This is a genomic window from Nostoc sp. ChiVER01, assembly GCF_034531155.1.
In the GTDB taxonomy this organism is placed as follows: Bacteria; Cyanobacteriota; Cyanobacteriia; order Cyanobacteriales; family Nostocaceae; genus Nostoc.
This window is the reverse complement of sequence record NZ_JAVRBS010000004.1, coordinates 311,490-327,795: the sequence shown is the minus strand read 5'-3', so window position 1 is coordinate 327,795 and position 16,306 is coordinate 311,490. Positions and strand designations below refer to the sequence as shown.

Genomic DNA, 16,306 nt, shown 5'->3' with positions numbered 1-16,306 from the left:
GCATTTTGGGGGATAGAGAATTATTTTATCGATTTACTTACTTTGTAGATGCAGTTCTAAAAATGCAGATAATTCTTCTTTGGATATTTGTTTTTGAACTACTTGAATTACCAAATTGTAAGCTTGCTCTTGAAATAGGTTGAAAGTGAAGCCATTTAAGTTCAAAAAAGTAAGCATAACAGCGAAAGCAGTGCGCTTGTTGCCATCAATAAACGGATGGTTCATTGTTAAATGGTACAGGTACGCTGCTGCTTGCTCGTGAATTGTTGGATGGAGAAGTTCACCGCCAAAAGTAGCTTGAGGTTGTGCCAGTGCTGAATCTAGCAAACCTCGTCTCTAACACCTGATGTTCCACCAAATCTTTGAATTTGCCGTTGGTGAATATCCAAGACTTGAGAAATTGTCAAAAATTTAGGAGTCTGCAAGGCGGCGGAAAACCTCTTCCCATTTTTTTTCAACTGCTAAGTAAGCTTGCCATACTTCTTCATCTGAGGCAATCTGATTTGAGGCAGTATTTTCTAACTTGTCTTTATTTTGTTCAATATCGTGGAAAAATTCGGCAAAATCAGGAATATTTAATAATGCTTTTTCAGTAACTTCGTTTTCTTCTGTTTCTTGCAAATAAGCCAGAAACGCAACTGCTACTCGCAACTTTTCAATAGAAAGTTGACGCAAACGGCTTTCGGCTTCTAATAAATAAGTGCTGTGCTTTTGTTCTGTTGCCATCGTTACCCCAAGCTAGGTTCGTTGCCAGTGGTGATCGGTTTTGCTGCTAACTCTAGCTTATCGCGCTATTGTGATTTACTCAATGAAGGCAACTGCAAAAACACTTAATTTTTTAGCCAATTAAGCTGAAGATTGATAATTTGAGTAATTTTACTATTATTACAAATAAAGGCTTGTTTGTAAAATTAAGATTAACTAAATGCAACATTCTTGAAGTAGGAAAATTTATTTTCCTATAATCTTTATTCCGGTTTGTCATAGTCCTAATCCATTGGAATGCACTATTATTATTGCTATAGTCGGCGCAATCTAAGTTGGTTCGGGTATAGCTGCTACTGGGATTGTTTCTATTGCAAGTACAGTAATAACAATGCTTATAGCAGGAGCTAGTCTGGAGGGCATATCAGCAGCAGTAAGAGCATTGTTTAATACAATTGGTGCAACCACCGCATCATTAGAATTAGTAGCTGTGTTGGTAAATGGCGTTAAAAATATTTTGGGATGCTAATTAATTGATGTTGCAAAGCGCGATGCCTACGGCGGCAACCTACGCAGTTCTACTTTTGTGTAAATTTAAGCGCATATTTAAAGATAACTTAACTAAATAAAATGTGTGCAATTTTTGACACTATGATTTGCGGATATCTACTGGTATTCAGAAATTATTCGGGTATATGCAGTTTAGTTGTAACAATCGTGTGACGAGAATCACACATATCTATGATTAGGATCGTCTCTTTGCGATCGCTAGCTAGGCATAATTAATGACAACTGAACTCTAGCCGAGTCATTAATAGGGAACACACTTAATATCCGACAGCCTTTATCAAGGACTGTCGGTTTTTTCTGTCCGTATGTCCTTCATCCTTTGAGAAATGCCCCATAGTTATACTTAAATAAATTTCCCCACAACTGGTTAGTAACTTGACAGAGATTTAGCCATAGCCACTACCAAATGTGGGGAAGGTATGATCAAATTGGGTATCTTATGCCTATCGAGCGCTTATTGCACTCACTCTAGTAGACCGGAAGTATACTCCTAGAACCAGCACACACTTTGTATTAAGACATCGCTTGAATGATGTAATCAAAGTAGGGCCCTGCTTCAGCAGCGTCTTCTGCACTCAGCAAGCCAAGGGAAGCTGTTTTGAGGGAATTGATCGCTTCTACCATTCCAGGCACGGGAACGCCCAATGAATTGTACATTTCCCGTACACCAATCAAACCAATTTTTTCAATTGGCTCTTTATCACCGGCAAGCACACCATAAGTAATTAGACGTAAGTACCAGCCAAAATCGCGGATACAAAGAGAGCGTTGGCGTTCACCGTAAGCATTACCTCCGGGGGAGATAAAGTCAGGACGCTTCTGCCAAAGTTGTTTGGTTGCTTCTTGAACTATCTTTTTTTCGTTTTCGGCTAAGGTAGCCGCAATCCGCGTCCGTTGTACGCCGGTTTCCAAAAAGTCTTTGATGTTTTTAAGTTCGCCACTGCTGGGATAACGCAGTTCGTCGTCGGCTTTGAGAATAACTTGGCTAATTACAGTCATGATTATTGAAATCACCTGAAATATTATCTGTTAGTTTAGCGAGTTGGAGGTACACAAGTGAAGAGATAGCAGGTAGTTATGTATTGAATTTATCTATTTAGGGAGTGGGGAGTGGGGAGTAGGGGGATGAGGGAGACAAGGGGACAAAGGGACAAGGGGACAAGGAGAATAACCCATGCCCCATGCCCAATGCCCCATGCCCAATGCCCCATGCCCAATGCCCCATGCCCAATAACAAATGACTAATGACTAATGACTAAAACAATTTGGCAACAGGGTGAATTAATTGAAGTAAAGATCGCTAACCTGAGTGATACAGGTGATGGTGTGGGACGCGCTGATGAGCGTGTAGTGTTTGTCCCAGATACTGTACCAGGCGATCGCGCTATTGTCCGCTTGGTTCATGTTAAACCAAAATACGGCCACGGGAAGCTCCAAGAGCTATTGGAACCATCTCCCCACCGGATCAGACCTAGTTGTATTGTGGCGGATAAGTGCGGTGGTTGCCAGTGGCAGCACATTAATTATGATTACCAGCTAGTAGCCAAGCAAAACCAAGTTATCCAAGCTTTAGAACGTATTGGCGGTTTTATCCAGCCACCGGTAGATCCGGTACTCGCCGCCGCTTCTGCTTTAGGCTACCGTAATAAATCTACATATCCTTTAGGTATATCGGCAACGGGACAGGTACAAGCTGGTTACTACCAAAAAGGTAGTCACCAATTAATTAATTTAAATCAATGTCCAGTCCAAGATTCACGATTGAATCCCTTACTTGCCGAAGTTAAGCAGGATATCGAACAACGGGGTTGGCGAATCTATGACGAACAACGTTATCAAGGACAAATTCGCCATCTTGGTTTACGCATTGGCCGACACACTGGAGAAATGTTGCTGACTTTGGTGGTAAAGGACTGGAATTTATCAGGAATTGAAACCCAAGCGCAGGAATGGTTAAAGCGTTATCCGCAGTTAGTAGGAGTGTCACTCAACCGCAATAGCGATCGCACAAATGCTATCTTTGGATCAGAAACCCGTTGCATCGCTGGAGTCCCACACCTGCGTGAGAATTTTGCTGGACTGGAATTTCAAGTGCGCCCAGATACATTTTTCCAAGTGTATACAGAAACAGCAGAGGCACTATTGCAGGTGATTGAATCAGAACTCAATCTTCAAGGTCATGAGTTGCTAGTTGATGCCTACTGTGGTATTGGGACTTTAACTTTACCTCTCGCCAAAAAAGTACGTCAGGCTACAGGATTAGAAGTGCAACCAGCAGCAGTGGAACAAGCTATTTTGAATGCCCACCGCAACGGAATTGATAATGTGACATTCCAAGTCGGGGCAGTAGAGAAATTGCTTCCCAAAATGGGCACAATACCAGAAGTCGTAGTACTCGATCCGCCACGTAAGGGGTGCGATCGGGCAGTCATCGATACTTTACGGCAATTGAAACCATCTCGGATCGTTTACGTCAGTTGTAAAGTAGCCACCCTCGCCCGCGACCTGAAATTGCTTTGTCAAGATGGGCAATATACTATCACACGGGTACAACCTGCTGATTTTTTTCCTCAAACTGCTCATGTTGAAGCTGCTGCCTTTCTTGTGCTATCACATTTGGACAAGGATAGTAATTCCTTTGCAAAAACTGAAATTTGAAATTTTTAGTTTAGTGCATACTAAAGATGCTAAAATTGAATTAAGGCAAAAATAAAAATCCATTTTGTTTAAATAAATTCAAGTTGCATAGGTTCTTAGAAATATGAATTGGATTGTGTAAATGACGAATCGGCAATTAACTAGAGTATGGCAATACTCTGTCAAATTACTAGCATCTTTTTAAGTTGCTGAATTCATTATCAAAACTATTACTGCCGTTATCTATCTAAACAATCCAAACTCATACTATAAAGCCAATGCTCCCTAGCATTTTCAAAATTTAGTTTTAAAGACGCAAGTTTGAAGGCAGCATGACCACCTCAAGTTTTATCAGGGTGCCTGTAATAGCAAACTGATGTCTAGCTAACTGAAAGCTATGGGGTTTCTCTTGTGATTACAATTTCACTCCGTCCAGTTGCACGTTATTGGGGCACTATTAGCTTTGCCTCAACCCTCTACCTTTGTCCTATCTTAGATTTGTTATTGGCAGAAATTCCAGCTAAATTACAAGCTGAACTACGGCTAGGACTTCAAGAAGCCCTAGTAAACGCAGCTAAACATGGCAATAATCTCGATCCAAGTAAAACAGTCGTAGTCCGTTTTTCCTTAATAGATAATCAATATTGGTGGATAATATCAGACCAGGGTAGCGGCTTTACTCCTTCATCTACAAATGAAGAAGAACCAACAGACTACCTGCCACCAGATGAATCAGAAAATGGTCGTGGTTTGTGTCTTCTGCATCAAATCTTTGATCAGGTAGAGTGGAACCGCAAAGGCACAGAATTGAGGCTTTGTAAACAAATGGAAAATCGCCGGGGATTATCTCTGCGGCGATAAGGGGGAGTGGGAAATGGTGAGTGGAGAGTGGGAAAAGTTCTTATTTTTTTGATTTTTTTACTCCCTACTGCCTACTCCCTACTTCCCGTGAGTTGGACAAGGAGGAGCAGAAATGGAGCGATCTAACCAACCAATTGCCTGTTCTAATCTAGCTTGAGCTTCTTGTGGCTGATTCTTTAAAAGATACACAATAGCTGCTGCCACTTGTTCATTAGCGCGGGAATTGCGGTTAGACTTGAGGCGATGCCAATCGTTAGGAGAAATGCTCAGTCTTTCCATGAGGGCTTGAGCAAGTTCTAGAGTACTAAGTTCATTCAGTTGACTGGTTTTCGGCAGCTGGGTAGATTGGGACATAACTATTGGCACATTTGCATTTACTTCTACTTTACTACTTGTAAATGAAGCCGCCTAAACAATCACAACCGTCAGCAGAAAATCCCGAACCAGATTTTGAACAAGAACTAGAGGAAGTAGAGCGATCGCTCCTATCCTTAAAAGAACGTTACAATCAAGTGCAACGCGATCGCCAACAACAGGCACAATGGCAACAGCATCGGGATCAACTAAAGCACAATAAATCTCAGACACCAGAAATCAAAGCAGAGTTACGGCACATTCAACAGCAGTTGGAAAGGCTAGAACTAAGCTTAGAAAGCCAGTTATTTTCTTGGCGTAGCCTCAAAAAACCTTTCTGGCAAGTCGTCCGCTTTGGTGGAATGGGCGTTATCATAGGCTGGATATTAAAGTCTTATGCTGGATAATGCCAATTTTGATTTTGGATTGGGTTAACACGTTAAGATTCTTTAATATTTGTATTCCCTACGTTGACGAAATATAAGTTATAAAATATGGCAAATCGACGGATTGCAGAAATATTGCGAAGTGGTCAACCTGATGAGTCCCTCCTAGTTCAAGGCTGGGTGCGGACGAAACGCGAGTCCAAAGGGTTTGCTTTTATTGAAGTCAATGACGGCTCATCACTAGCTAATTTGCAAGTCGTCATTAATCAGGATTTGCCAGATTACGAAGCTATCTTGAAAAAATTGAATACGGGTACTGCTGTTGAGGCTACAGGGGTACTAGTGGCTTCTCTGGGTAAAGGACAGCGAATTGAGTTGAAAGCCGAGACAGTGAAAGTTTTCGGTGAAGCTGATCCCGATACATATCCCCTGCAAAAGAAACGCCATTCCTTTGAGTTTCTGCGAACCATTGGACATTTGCGATCGCGTACTAATTCCTTTGGTGCAGTTTTTCGTGTTAGAAATGCTTGTTCGACAGCAATTCACCAATTTTTCCAACAAAGAGGCTTTTTGTGGGTACACACACCCATCATCACCGCTAGCGATTGCGAAGGCGCGGGTGAACTGTTTAGCGTTACCAGTTTAGATTTAAAGAATATTCCCCGCACAGAAAATCAAGCAGTAGATTACAGCCAAGACTTTTTTGCTAAACCCACATACTTAACAGTTAGCGGCCAGTTGGAAGCGGAAGTGATGGCGATGGCGTTTAGCAACGTCTACACCTTTGGCCCTACCTTCCGTGCAGAAAATTCCAACACCTCCCGCCACCTAGCAGAATTTTGGATGGTTGAGCCAGAAATGGCTTTTTGTGACTTAGAAGGCGATATGGATTTAGCTGAGGCGTTTCTCAAACACATTTTTAAATATGTATTAGAAACTTGCCCAGAAGACATGGAATTTTTCAATGAACGCATTGATAAATCTGTGTTAGCGACAGCCGAAAATATTATTAATAATCAGTTTGAACGGTTAACTTATACAGAAGCCATCAAACTTTTAGAAAAAGCTGATGTTAAATTTGAATATCCAGTGAGTTGGGGTTTAGATTTACAATCAGAACACGAACGATACTTGGCTGAACAATTATTTAAAAAGCCTGCGATCGTTACAGATTATCCAGCACAAATCAAAGCTTTTTATATGCGCTTGAACGACGATGAAAAAACCGTTCGTGCAATGGATATTCTCGCACCCAAAATTGGTGAAATTGTTGGCGGTTCTCAGCGCGAAGAACGTTTAGAAGTATTAGAACGCCGGGTGTTAGCGCAAGGATTAAACCCAGAAGACTTATGGTGGTATCTTGATTTGCGGCGTTATGGTACTGTCCCCCACGCTGGTTTTGGACTAGGTTTTGAACGACTCGTGCAATTTATGACTGGTATGGGAAATATTCGTGATGTGATTCCCTTTCCGCGTACACCACAAAGTGCTGAGTTTTAGTTGGAGAATTTCAATCAGGCGATTAGAAATCACGTCTGCACGGACTTATAAAAACTTTGAAACCCGCATTAGCGGGTTTTGCTTGTATAGGCGCGTATTTTATAAAGCGATTAATTAAAATTAAGAATGTTGAATCTCCTCTTGTAAAACTTGAATCGGCTGATTGGGCTTTTAAACTCTTGCATTAACTTTTGTAGAGCTACATACTTCTTGCATGAAAATTTACCACCTTAAAATCCGTCAAGTTTTGGGGAGAAAAATACGATAAGATTCGCTGTCTACCAGAATTCGGAAACCCAGCCACATCAGAACGAAGGGGAAAATCTTGCTAGCATAACGGCTGAGTATCAAAGCGATACCAGGTAAACGAGTCAGATTATAGGACATAAACAGCCAGCAAAAAACAATGAAATAGCAAACTGGTACGATCACAGTGAGATTTTGGATTGAGCTAGTGGCAAACAGGGGGATATAGATGCCAAGATTGTTGCCACCGTTAGCAATTGTAACCGAGGAGACGCGATAGGTCTGGGGATCGTGGATTACGTCCCAGAGCGATCGCTTTCTGGAATCAAATCCGTGAAATTTAGAGTTTCTTTTCAGATTGGCTGATTTATCTTCGGCTGAGTCATCCTTATTCAGGTTGAGCAAATTGTTCAAGCCAATGAGTATCGGCAGAATCCCCAATAAACCAGTCCAAGTTGAGGGAATTGCTAGACCCACTAAGAACCCAAGCAAACTTACTGTCAGTAATGTCGTGAACCCTAGAATCTCACCAACTACAACATGTTGAGGTCGAAAAGTCCGATTAACCTCACTGAAGAAGGCAGTCAGATAAATATTGTCATCAAATGTTGTTGCCACAGCCGTAGCTAGCCCAATTTTAATTGTTGCAATTAACCAATCCATCACCATTCCTCACTCAACACCTATCTGATGACCAAAACTAGCGATCGCTCAACCTTTGTAGAGAATTACCACAATATCGATATGATAATGTGAGTATCGCATATTGAGTGTAACAAGGGAGCAAGTTTGGTAGTTTATACATGTCAAGCGGTGCTTTGACTTTATCCCCCATCTCCAATTCATCCGGCAATTTGCATCACCTAATTTATCAAAGGAGTCATTATGATTAGCCGTTTGATTGACCTTCTGCCTAGATGCACAGGTCAAAATATCTTACGGTCGCTCAGATCAGCCACTCGTAGATCGGCTTACAGGTTTGCAGTTCGATTTTGCATCGGACTTGTCTTGGTTTTGGTCTTGCCTCTAGTATTTGACGGTCATGCTGTTGCTACTTCTGAATCTGGTAATCAGTTCCAACTATCCAAAAGATCCACAATCCAGTTACTGGAAACTGTGGGACTGTTTATGGGGGGGATAATTTTCTGTGTAATTTTGGATCGCTGGTTTTCTCAGCGTTCTGCTCAATCTAGCAACACGCCTTTAGCAGAGCAAGCGCGGCGGCTAAAGCAACTCAAAATTGGATATCCAGAGGGGATGACAAATCTGGAAGTTCTCCGGACTCAAGGCTTGCTAGAAACACGTTTGCGACCTTATGGGCTGATTGTCACCTGGACAAGCTTTTTATCAGCCTCTTCTCTGATAGAAGCACTTAGCAACGGGACAATTGACTTCTGCGGCGGTGGTGGCACAGCCAGCATCTTCTCTCAAGCGGCGGATCATGTATTTATGCGGGTGGCGAAAGAAAAATATACCGCTCCCAAAGGTCAAGCGATTCTGGTGCCAGAAGATTCGCCGATTCAGACACTAGCAGACCTGAAGGGCAAAAAGATCGCTTTTGACAAAGGCTCAAGCGCACATTATATACTTGTGCGATCGCTGGCAAAAGTCGGTCTAGATTTTAGTGACATCGAGCCAGTTTATCTGACACAACCGGAGGCGCTGCCCCAATTTTGCCGAGGTGAAATCGATGCTTGGGTGATTTGGGTTCCCTACACAGCGACTCAAGCCCGAAGCGCTTACCCAGGGCGATCAATTACAGACCTAGAGAGTATATTTGGTGACAAAACCTCCGTGGAAGTTCCCACTTATTACTACGCGATTCCAGAACTGGTACGCGACTATCCCGACTTGCTTAAGGTGATTTTAGAAGAGGTAAACGAAGCTGGAACTTGGGCTAAGAAACAGGAATTAGAAGCCGTTCAACGATTGGCTAAACACCATGAAATTGATCCATCCATCGTAGAAATTTTACAGAAACATAGCGGCGAACGCGCCATCATTCCGATTGATGACCAATCTCTCGATGCTCTACAGCATCAGGCAAATATATTTAGAGATTTAAATCTGATTCCTGAGCGGGTGAATGTGAAAGATGGAACCTATAGTTTGCAGACCAAGCAAAACTGGACTTATTAGGGATTTCTAGAAAATAAATTATGTCATGAGTAATAATGATAATCAATTGTTAAATAAATTGCTCAATGAAGGTGGTCTGATTATTAAATTGGAACACAAAATTAAAAATAAAGGTAATGCTGTTTATTAAATTTAGTTACGTAACAGCTTACAAATATTTAAGGGACTTTGGCACTCCCCAAATTTTAATTGTTCTATCAATGCTATGACTAGCAATGAAGTTATGATCGCTACTCATGGCAACATAACCAATTGGCGTTGTATGCCCCTGCAATGTACATAATTTTCTAGACAGCCAAGCAATGGGGAGCGGTTTGAACAATTATTCACATTCATTACATCTAGATTAATGGTTTGTCTTGGCAAATACTTTCTTGCTTGCCTGCGTGGGATAAGTGACGCTAGTGTTAAAAGAATTGTGCAAAGTAAAACCTTTATCCCAGAAGTCGAATAGGAAGCTAGAATGGCAATTCCAAATAAACAAGTAAAGTCTAATACTGATATTTTAGATAATAGACGCACCCAAACTCGTATTCAAGTTCGGATTCCTAAAGACTTACATGAGGAACCAGTCATTTCACGGCTGGTTTCTCACTATGGAGTTATAGTCATTATTGCTGATGCTCAGGTAAGCGCAAATGTGCCGCAATATAGCTGCTTCGATCTGGAACTGCGAGGTACTGTTTCTCACATTGAAAGCGCCCTAACTTACTTGGATGAACTAGATTTAGAAGTTTTGCACCAATCCAGCCCTGAAGAAGATGGGTGGTAAATCTTAGTTAGGAGTTAGGAGTTAGAAGTTAAAAAATTCATAATTCGTAACTCCTAACTTTTAACTCTTAACTTTGTTTAGGCCATTTGATTTTCAATCGCCCACCGCGCTAGTTCAGTACGGTTATGGAGATTGGTTTTGCCCAACATATTGGACACATGGCTTTCAACCGTGCGCTGACTAACATTTAGTTCTTCAGCAATTTCCCGGTTAGCTAAACCCCTAGCGACGAACTGGACTACTTTCAGTTCAGTTGGGGTTAATTGCACATCGAAGGGAACCTGGATGCGGGAACCGTTTTCGCCTCCTTTAGCTTGGTGTTCTTTCCAACGGATAGTTTGTTTCAGCGAGGATTCAACTTGCGCTACAAGTTCTTCTGGTTCAAAGGGTTTGACCATATAAACATCAGCACCTTTATTTAGACCCTTAACTCGGTCTGCACTTTGTCCCTTAGCTGAAAGGAAAAGAACCGGAATCCAACTGGTGCGTTCGTTTTGCCGGACTTGTTCTACAAAAGTATATCCGTCCATTTCCGGCATCATCACGTCGCAGATAATCATGTCTGGAACATCTTGCTCTAAAATTTCCAGAGCTTCACGTCCATTTTCGGCGGTGATGACTTCGTATCCCCGGAATTCTAAGTAATCCTTCACCAGCAAGATGAGGTTAGGGTCATCATCAATCAATAGAAGTCGTTTGTGATCTTTCATGCTGGGTTCTTTCATAGCAGTGGCACTTGTCGCGCTTCGGTCCATCAAAGTCTTGAATATTTATCCTCTATCGTGGGTTATTTCGAGATGTTGTCCTTTTTCCTACTTAAGTTGCCTTTGCTGTCTCGAAACCTCAAAAATGCCGAGCACTTTCAAGAGACTAGTAGCTCGATAGCAAAAGTCCAGCAAGGATACGTATAGCAGTAGTATCTATAATGCGCTATTATATATCGCATTGAAAGTGGCAGGCGAAAAAACACTGATTAAATAATAATCCTTCTGACTCACAAGTAAGTATTGGCTTAAAGATGACCCTACCTCAAAACCATCGCGCACTTTCTTAAAGCTTACTGCTGTACCATATCCTTTGATTGTTAAGCCTCTATGAGGTGTTTACAAGAAACTAGGGAAGTTTCTGGCAAAGGATGGGTTAAAAATGCATACTCTTCTACCACCTTATTGCCTATTAAGTGTTCTTGGATAATCCGCTCAATAACTTCCAGGCTTGCTTGGCGATATCAGACACCATCAGTGTAAACCACCATTATGAGTCCAGAACAAAAAACGCGCAAGCAGTTGGGTTTTAGTTCTATAGACGCAAATAGTATGACTCTGTTGCGGCTCATCAAATTTTAACTCTTTAAAGTCGCTTTTTTAAGTATTCCCATGATTCCAGACTAGCTCGTTTTGAACAGCAGCTAACAATTGTCTGGTCAGCGCTAATTCCTAACTCTCCGCTCCCTACTCTCTTCGTAACTTACAGAACAAAACCCGAAAGGTAGAAACAATTAGGCATTTATACTTAAGTACATCTCTGAGCCTTTAGTTCGGGAACCCGTACTCAAAGAATTCTTGCCATTGGACGCTACTTTTCGGTAGATTAGCACTCAGGAGTTGAGAGTGCTAATCTCTAACTAAAGGAAAGAAATAATATGGCAGCTTTATCTCTAAGCGTTTCTACAGTTAAACCTTTAGGCGATCGCGTTTTCGTAAAAGTGAACGCCTCTGAGGAAAAGACCGCAGGTGGTTTGTATTTGCCCGATACCGCCAAGGAAAAGCCCCAAGTAGGGGAAGTAGTGGCTCTTGGCCCTGGCAAGCGTAATGACGACGGAAACCGTCAGGAATTGGAAATCAAGGTCGGCGATAAGGTGCTGTACTCGAAGTACGCCGGCACTGACATCAAACTCGGTACCGAAGAATATGTACTGCTTTCTGAAAAAGATATTTTAGCAGTCGTTATCTAATAGGGAGTAGGGAATGGGGAAGAGGAAAGAGTTTTCCTGATGCCCAATGCCCAATACCCAATGCCTAATTCAACAAAAAAATTGACTTACTCCTGGAATTTAGACACCTATGGCAAAGCGCATTATCTACAACGAAAACGCCCGTCGCGCCTTGGAACGAGGCATTGACATACTGGCTGAGGCTGTAGCTGTTACCCTTGGCCCCAAAGGTCGTAACGTAGTCCTAGAAAAGAAATTTGGCGCACCGCAAATTGTTAATGACGGTGTAACGATCGCCAAAGAAATCGAATTAGAAGACCATATTGAAAACACTGGTGTAGCTCTGATTCGTCAAGCTGCTTCTAAGACCAATGATGCTGCGGGTGATGGTACCACCACTGCTACCGTTTTAGCTCATGCGATCGTCAAAGAAGGATTGCGGAACGTTGCAGCTGGTGCTAATGCAATTTCACTGAAGCGCGGTATTGACAAAGCTGCCAGCTTCTTGGTAGAAAAAATTGCTCAACACGCCCGTCCAGTGGAAGATTCCAAAGCCATTGCCCAAGTTGGTGCCATCTCGGCTGGTAATGACGAAGAAGTTGGTCAAATGATTGCCCAAGCAATGGACAAGGTGGGCAAGGAAGGCGTAATTTCCCTAGAAGAAGGGAAATCTATGTTCACCGAGTTGGAAATCACTGAAGGGATGCGCTTTGATAAAGGCTACATCTCTCCCTATTTCGCTACCGATGCTGAACGGATGGAAGCGGTTTTTGATGAACCTTTCCTACTGTTGACTGATAAGAAAATCGCTTTGGTACAAGACCTTGTACCAGTATTAGAGCAAGTAGCTCGTGCTGGTCGTCCTTTGGTGATTATCGCCGAAGATATTGAAAAAGAAGCTTTGGCAACCTTGGTAGTAAACCGTTTGCGCGGTGTACTCAACGTGGCTGCTGTTAAGGCTCCTGGCTTTGGCGATCGCCGCAAAGCTATGCTAGAAGATATCGCCGTTTTAACCGATGGTCAACTAATCACTGAAGATGCTGGTTTGAAGCTAGATAACACCAAGCTGGATAGCCTGGGTAAAGCTCGCCGGATCACCATTACTAAGGACAACACCACAATTGTTGCCGAAGGTAACGAAGCTGCTGTTAAAGCTCGTGTCGAACAGATTCGTCGTCAAATCGATGAAACCGAATCTTCTTACGACAAAGAAAAACTGCAAGAGCGTCTTGCTAAACTCTCCGGTGGTGTTGCTGTGGTGAAAGTGGGTGCAGCGACCGAAACCGAAATGAAAGACAAGAAGTTGCGCCTAGAAGACGCTATCAACGCCACCAAAGCTGCTGTAGAAGAAGGTATCGTTCCTGGTGGTGGTACAACTCTGGCTCACCTGGCTCCCGACTTGGAAGACTGGGCAAAGAGCAACCTTAAGGATGAAGAGTTGATTGGTGCTTTGATCGTGGTTCGCGCCTTACCCGCACCTCTGAAGCGGATTGCTGAAAACGCTGGTCAGAATGGTGCTGTGATTGCTGAACGCGTTAAAGAGAAGGATTTCAACATTGGCTACAATGCTGCAACCAATGAATTCGTCGATTTGTTAGCTGCTGGTATTGTTGACCCTGCTAAAGTGACTCGTTCTGCTCTGCAAAACGCTGCTTCCATCGCTGGTATGGTGTTGACAACCGAATGTATTATCGTTGACAAGCCTGAGCCTAAAGATGCCGCTCCTGCTGGCGCTGGTGCTGGCGGCGGCGACTTCGATTACTAATACGTAGTTAGATAATTTGTAAAACAGCTGCTTCCTTTATGGAGGCGGCTGTTTTTTTGTTTGAACTGTCTTTGATGAAGCTGTTGCCGGAGGCTAAGGGCGCAAAAATAGTAGTACAAATATTCTGCTAATGAATGAACAGTATAAAAATAGCAGTTATAATATGAATATTTAATGACATTAACCATGAATTATATAGAAACACAAGCAAGTTATGCCAGGAAAAATATTGAGCAAAGACTAGAAAATTTTATTGATGCAGTTGATAATGATAAAAGCTTAAGTCCAGATATAAAAGATCAGCTTGTTTTTTTAAGATATGCTGATGCTTGTGAATTAACATCTATTACAAGTAAGTTTAGACAGCAATTGTCAATAAGTCCTTATATACATTCCGAAGTGGAAAAAAGAATAGGATTGTTAGATATATCTATCCAACATTGGGCAAGATTATTGGATATTAATACCTTATTTTTGTGCAATCATTTTTTATACGTTTAAATAGCTTATCTATTAATATTTTTTATTTCGTAAAAGCAGCTACTTTTCTCAAAAACTAGCCACTTTTTGTAATTTTTCTAAACTCAAATAATTTTCTTGGCGTGCTTCGTGTCTGGTAGCAACATTCAACACTATTTTTAGTTAATCCAACGCTGTTATCTTTAGCAGACGCGAAGTGACTCTTCACAAATTTTACTGCCATAAGTGCCTGAACAAGCCGCTTCCAGATGGGGAGGAGCGACAAAATATCGCGGGTTGTGTAGAAATTCTGGCGGGTTTGCGGTTTGAAAAGGATTTAGTTCGGCAATTTTTGCGGGAGGATATTATGAAAGAGTCTGTAATTTATCAAGATATCGTTCAAAAAGAAGCGTTTAAATTGATTAGTCGTCAGCTTAAACGACGCTTTGGTGAGATTGATGGATTGTTAGTTGAGCAGGTTCGGAATCTATCTGCCGAACAGTTAGAGGAGTTGGGCGAAGAGTTGCTTGATTTTTCGGAAGTTGCTGATTTGGTAGCTTGGTTAGAATAGTAAAAACAAGCTTAATTAAAATGAATACAAACGCCCTTTATTATTAAGAGCAGTTAATAAAATCTTCAGGTTCAATACCAGCTTGCTTTAAAATCGCACGTAATGTTCCTTCTGGCATATCACCAGAATGATTGGGAATAGTAGTGTAAAGATTAGTTTCAGGATTAAACCAGATTTCATGACTCCCTGCGGCTTGACGATGAAAAACAAAGCCAAAGGTTTTTAAGATTTTGATAATCTGTCTGTAGCTAAAGCCAGCTAGCCGTCCCATGAATTGACTACTGACCTACAACTAAAGGATAGTTAAATTGTTCAGCTATTGGTTGCAAATAATCTAGTTCTTGATCCTGAGATTGTGCTTCTAATAACTTACGCGCTACATCACGAGCAATTTCTAAAGTTTCAGAAACAGTCCGTCCTTGAGCTACTAAACCTTGAAGCTCATCAGATGTTGCTAAATAAACGCCTTCAGGTAATTTCTCAACGTGGATGTTTAGCAATCTTTCCATTATTGTGTGTAGATGTTACTGTTTAGAGCGCTTTAATTTTTATGATATCGCTTTTCTGAACAACAGCGATCTCTACAATGGGCTACGCCTAAGCACTTCTACTTTTCCATAAAGACCTATGAGCCAAATTAATCCTGAAACAACGCCCTTACATACCTTAAACCCACTCAACCGATTTTCTGACAGAGCAGAGGATTATGTAAAATATCGACCAAGTTACCCCGCAAATGCAGTTGATATTATCTTGGAAGGATTAGGTGAAAATTCACAACTCGTAGCAGCAGATATTGGTGCAGGTACAGGAATTGCTTCAAGACTGTTAGCTGAACGGGGAGTTAATGTCATAGCTATAGAACCAAACGCGGCGATGCGAGAAGCTGCCCAGGCACATCCTTTGATAGAGTTTCGTGATGGAACAGCAGAACTTACCCAACTACCTGATAATTCAGTTGATTTAGTTACTTGTTTTCAAGCTTTCCACTGGTTCAATCCCGAACCAACTTTATTGGAATTCCACCGCATTTTAAAACCATCAGCACGCTTGGCTGTGGTGTGGAATAATCGCGATCAAGAAGATGCCTTAACTACAGAATATAGCCGAATAGTCCGCGAAGCATCTGATAATCATCCAGCAGAATCTCGAATGCAGTCGGTAGAGCCACTATTAGTAACTCCTCATTTTATCAACATCCGTGAATATAATTTTACTTATAGACAACAGTTAGATTTAACTGGATTTATTGGACGAGCAATGAGTGTTTCTTATTTACCGCGTGAAGGGTCGGTATACGAACAGCTTATTGATAATTTTCAAGAGTTATATCAGCGCTTTCGTGATAAAAATGGTTTTGTCTATATGGTCTATCGTACTAGCGTACACCTTGGTGAAGTAATTTAAA

General features: G+C 41.7%; 20 protein-coding genes and 1 pseudogene. 12 read left to right on the top strand and 9 right to left on the bottom strand.

Going from position 1 to position 16,306, the window contains the following annotated elements:
• Positions 1-33 precede the first annotated feature (33 nt).
• Positions 34-327: a type II toxin-antitoxin system death-on-curing family toxin gene (locus RMY00_RS08255; RefSeq protein WP_322647071.1), complete on the bottom strand. Its 294-nt coding sequence runs from the start codon at positions 325-327 to the stop codon at positions 34-36.
• Between the two features lie 84 nt (positions 328-411).
• On the bottom strand, positions 412-726 hold the full coding sequence (locus tag RMY00_RS08250; protein WP_322647070.1) for a hypothetical protein: 315 nt from the start codon (positions 724-726) through the stop codon (positions 412-414).
• Between the two features lie 370 nt (positions 727-1,096).
• Here RMY00_RS08250 and RMY00_RS08245 point away from each other — a divergent pair, with 370 nt between their 5' ends.
• Positions 1,097-1,234: a hypothetical protein gene (locus tag RMY00_RS08245; RefSeq protein ID WP_322647069.1), complete on the top strand. Its 138-nt coding sequence runs from the start codon at positions 1,097-1,099 to the stop codon at positions 1,232-1,234.
• Between the two features lie 554 nt (positions 1,235-1,788).
• On the opposite strand, the gene RMY00_RS08240 is transcribed toward RMY00_RS08245, so the two are convergent.
• Positions 1,789-2,274 (bottom strand): allophycocyanin subunit alpha-B, encoded by a 486-nt coding sequence (locus tag RMY00_RS08240; protein ID WP_322647068.1) that lies wholly within the window; start codon positions 2,272-2,274, stop codon positions 1,789-1,791.
• A 252-nt stretch (positions 2,275-2,526) separates the two neighbouring features.
• Between RMY00_RS08240 and rlmD the strand changes: the two genes are divergently transcribed.
• A complete protein-coding gene (gene rlmD / locus RMY00_RS08235) occupies positions 2,527-3,933 on the top strand; it encodes a 23S rRNA (uracil(1939)-C(5))-methyltransferase RlmD (protein WP_322647067.1) in 1,407 nt (468 codons plus the stop codon).
• Between the two features lie 390 nt (positions 3,934-4,323).
• The gene (locus tag RMY00_RS08230; protein WP_322647066.1) at positions 4,324-4,773 is read left to right on the top strand and encodes an anti-sigma regulatory factor; all 450 of its coding nucleotides are present in this window, start codon (positions 4,324-4,326) and stop codon (positions 4,771-4,773) included.
• Between the two features lie 78 nt (positions 4,774-4,851).
• On the opposite strand, the gene RMY00_RS08225 is transcribed toward RMY00_RS08230, so the two are convergent.
• Positions 4,852-5,127: a DUF6439 family protein gene (locus RMY00_RS08225; protein WP_041565907.1), complete on the bottom strand. Its 276-nt coding sequence runs from the start codon at positions 5,125-5,127 to the stop codon at positions 4,852-4,854.
• A 44-nt stretch (positions 5,128-5,171) separates the two neighbouring features.
• On the opposite strand from RMY00_RS08225, the gene RMY00_RS08220 reads away from it, so the two are divergent.
• Both RMY00_RS08220 and asnS read left to right on the top strand, forming a co-directional pair.
• A complete protein-coding gene (locus tag RMY00_RS08220) occupies positions 5,172-5,534 on the top strand; it encodes a hypothetical protein (protein WP_322647065.1) in 363 nt (120 codons plus the stop codon).
• Positions 5,535-5,621: 87 nt separating this feature from the next.
• The gene (gene asnS / locus RMY00_RS08215) at positions 5,622-7,013 is read left to right on the top strand and encodes an asparagine--tRNA ligase (RefSeq protein ID WP_322647064.1); all 1,392 of its coding nucleotides are present in this window, start codon (positions 5,622-5,624) and stop codon (positions 7,011-7,013) included.
• Between the two features lie 240 nt (positions 7,014-7,253).
• Here asnS and RMY00_RS08210 read toward each other — a convergent pair whose 3' ends face one another.
• Positions 7,254-7,922, bottom strand: a complete 669-nt coding sequence (locus RMY00_RS08210; protein ID WP_322647063.1) for a cadmium resistance transporter — start codon at positions 7,920-7,922, stop codon at positions 7,254-7,256.
• A gap of 357 nt (positions 7,923-8,279) precedes the next feature.
• Here RMY00_RS08210 and RMY00_RS08205 point away from each other — a divergent pair, with 357 nt between their 5' ends.
• Entirely contained in the window at positions 8,280-9,398 is a 1,119-nt protein-coding gene (locus tag RMY00_RS08205; RefSeq protein ID WP_322647062.1) for an aliphatic sulfonate ABC transporter substrate-binding protein, read from the top strand.
• 148 nt (positions 9,399-9,546) lie between these two features.
• Here RMY00_RS08205 and RMY00_RS36110 read toward each other — a convergent pair whose 3' ends face one another.
• A complete protein-coding gene (locus RMY00_RS36110) occupies positions 9,547-9,672 on the bottom strand; it encodes a hypothetical protein (RefSeq protein WP_416212051.1) in 126 nt (41 codons plus the stop codon).
• A gap of 189 nt (positions 9,673-9,861) precedes the next feature.
• Here RMY00_RS36110 and RMY00_RS08200 point away from each other — a divergent pair, with 189 nt between their 5' ends.
• Positions 9,862-10,170: an NIL domain-containing protein gene (locus RMY00_RS08200; protein WP_322647061.1), complete on the top strand. Its 309-nt coding sequence runs from the start codon at positions 9,862-9,864 to the stop codon at positions 10,168-10,170.
• Positions 10,171-10,247: 77 nt separating this feature from the next.
• Here the strand turns inward: RMY00_RS08200 and RMY00_RS08195 are convergent, their stop codons facing one another.
• Positions 10,248-10,925, bottom strand: coding sequence for a response regulator transcription factor (locus RMY00_RS08195; RefSeq protein ID WP_012407592.1), 678 nt, complete (start codon positions 10,923-10,925; stop codon positions 10,248-10,250).
• An 887-nt stretch (positions 10,926-11,812) separates the two neighbouring features.
• Between RMY00_RS08195 and groES the strand changes: the two genes are divergently transcribed.
• The 4 genes and pseudogenes from groES to RMY00_RS08175 form a co-directional block, all read left to right on the top strand.
• A complete protein-coding gene (gene groES / locus RMY00_RS08190; RefSeq protein WP_100898362.1) occupies positions 11,813-12,124 on the top strand; it encodes a co-chaperone GroES in 312 nt (103 codons plus the stop codon).
• 109 nt (positions 12,125-12,233) lie between these two features.
• Positions 12,234-13,868, top strand: a complete 1,635-nt coding sequence (gene groL, locus RMY00_RS08185; protein ID WP_322647060.1) for a chaperonin GroEL — start codon at positions 12,234-12,236, stop codon at positions 13,866-13,868.
• 186 nt (positions 13,869-14,054) lie between these two features.
• Complete coding sequence (locus RMY00_RS08180) at positions 14,055-14,369, top strand: hypothetical protein (RefSeq protein ID WP_322647059.1); 315 nt, start codon at positions 14,055-14,057, stop codon at positions 14,367-14,369.
• 220 nt (positions 14,370-14,589) lie between these two features.
• Positions 14,590-14,898: pseudogene (locus RMY00_RS08175) on the top strand (DUF4351 domain-containing protein); the annotation flags it as partial.
• A 43-nt stretch (positions 14,899-14,941) separates the two neighbouring features.
• Here the strand turns inward: RMY00_RS08175 and RMY00_RS08170 are convergent.
• Both RMY00_RS08170 and RMY00_RS08165 read right to left on the bottom strand, forming a co-directional pair.
• A complete protein-coding gene (locus RMY00_RS08170) occupies positions 14,942-15,169 on the bottom strand; it encodes a type II toxin-antitoxin system HicA family toxin (RefSeq protein ID WP_322647057.1) in 228 nt (75 codons plus the stop codon).
• Positions 15,170-15,176: 7 nt separating this feature from the next.
• A complete protein-coding gene (locus tag RMY00_RS08165; protein WP_322647056.1) occupies positions 15,177-15,407 on the bottom strand; it encodes a DUF1902 domain-containing protein in 231 nt (76 codons plus the stop codon).
• 118 nt (positions 15,408-15,525) lie between these two features.
• Here RMY00_RS08165 and RMY00_RS08160 point away from each other — a divergent pair, with 118 nt between their 5' ends.
• Positions 15,526-16,305, top strand: a complete 780-nt coding sequence (locus tag RMY00_RS08160; protein WP_322647055.1) for a class I SAM-dependent methyltransferase — start codon at positions 15,526-15,528, stop codon at positions 16,303-16,305.
• Position 16,306 lies beyond the last annotated feature (1 nt).

Coding starts and splice junctions, on each gene's coding strand:
- RMY00_RS08250 (WP_322647070.1), bottom strand. CDS start 726: ATGGCAACAGAACAAAAGCACAGCACTTATTTATTAGAAGCCGAAAGC.
- RMY00_RS08245 (WP_322647069.1), top strand. CDS start 1,097: ATGCTTATAGCAGGAGCTAGTCTGGAGGGCATATCAGCAGCAGTAAGA.
- RMY00_RS08240 (WP_322647068.1), bottom strand. CDS start 2,274: ATGACTGTAATTAGCCAAGTTATTCTCAAAGCCGACGACGAACTGCGT.
- rlmD (WP_322647067.1), top strand. CDS start 2,527: ATGACTAAAACAATTTGGCAACAGGGTGAATTAATTGAAGTAAAGATC.
- RMY00_RS08225 (WP_041565907.1), bottom strand. CDS start 5,127: ATGTCCCAATCTACCCAGCTGCCGAAAACCAGTCAACTGAATGAACTT.
- RMY00_RS08220 (WP_322647065.1), top strand. CDS start 5,172: ATGAAGCCGCCTAAACAATCACAACCGTCAGCAGAAAATCCCGAACCA.
- asnS (WP_322647064.1), top strand. CDS start 5,622: ATGGCAAATCGACGGATTGCAGAAATATTGCGAAGTGGTCAACCTGAT.
- RMY00_RS08210 (WP_322647063.1), bottom strand. CDS start 7,922: ATGGATTGGTTAATTGCAACAATTAAAATTGGGCTAGCTACGGCTGTG.
- RMY00_RS08200 (WP_322647061.1), top strand. CDS start 9,862: ATGGCAATTCCAAATAAACAAGTAAAGTCTAATACTGATATTTTAGAT.
- RMY00_RS08195 (WP_012407592.1), bottom strand. CDS start 10,925: ATGGACCGAAGCGCGACAAGTGCCACTGCTATGAAAGAACCCAGCATG.
- groES (WP_100898362.1), top strand. CDS start 11,813: ATGGCAGCTTTATCTCTAAGCGTTTCTACAGTTAAACCTTTAGGCGAT.
- groL (WP_322647060.1), top strand. CDS start 12,234: ATGGCAAAGCGCATTATCTACAACGAAAACGCCCGTCGCGCCTTGGAA.
- RMY00_RS08180 (WP_322647059.1), top strand. CDS start 14,055: ATGAATTATATAGAAACACAAGCAAGTTATGCCAGGAAAAATATTGAG.
- RMY00_RS08170 (WP_322647057.1), bottom strand. CDS start 15,169: ATGGGACGGCTAGCTGGCTTTAGCTACAGACAGATTATCAAAATCTTA.
- RMY00_RS08165 (WP_322647056.1), bottom strand. CDS start 15,407: ATGGAAAGATTGCTAAACATCCACGTTGAGAAATTACCTGAAGGCGTT.
- RMY00_RS08160 (WP_322647055.1), top strand. CDS start 15,526: ATGAGCCAAATTAATCCTGAAACAACGCCCTTACATACCTTAAACCCA.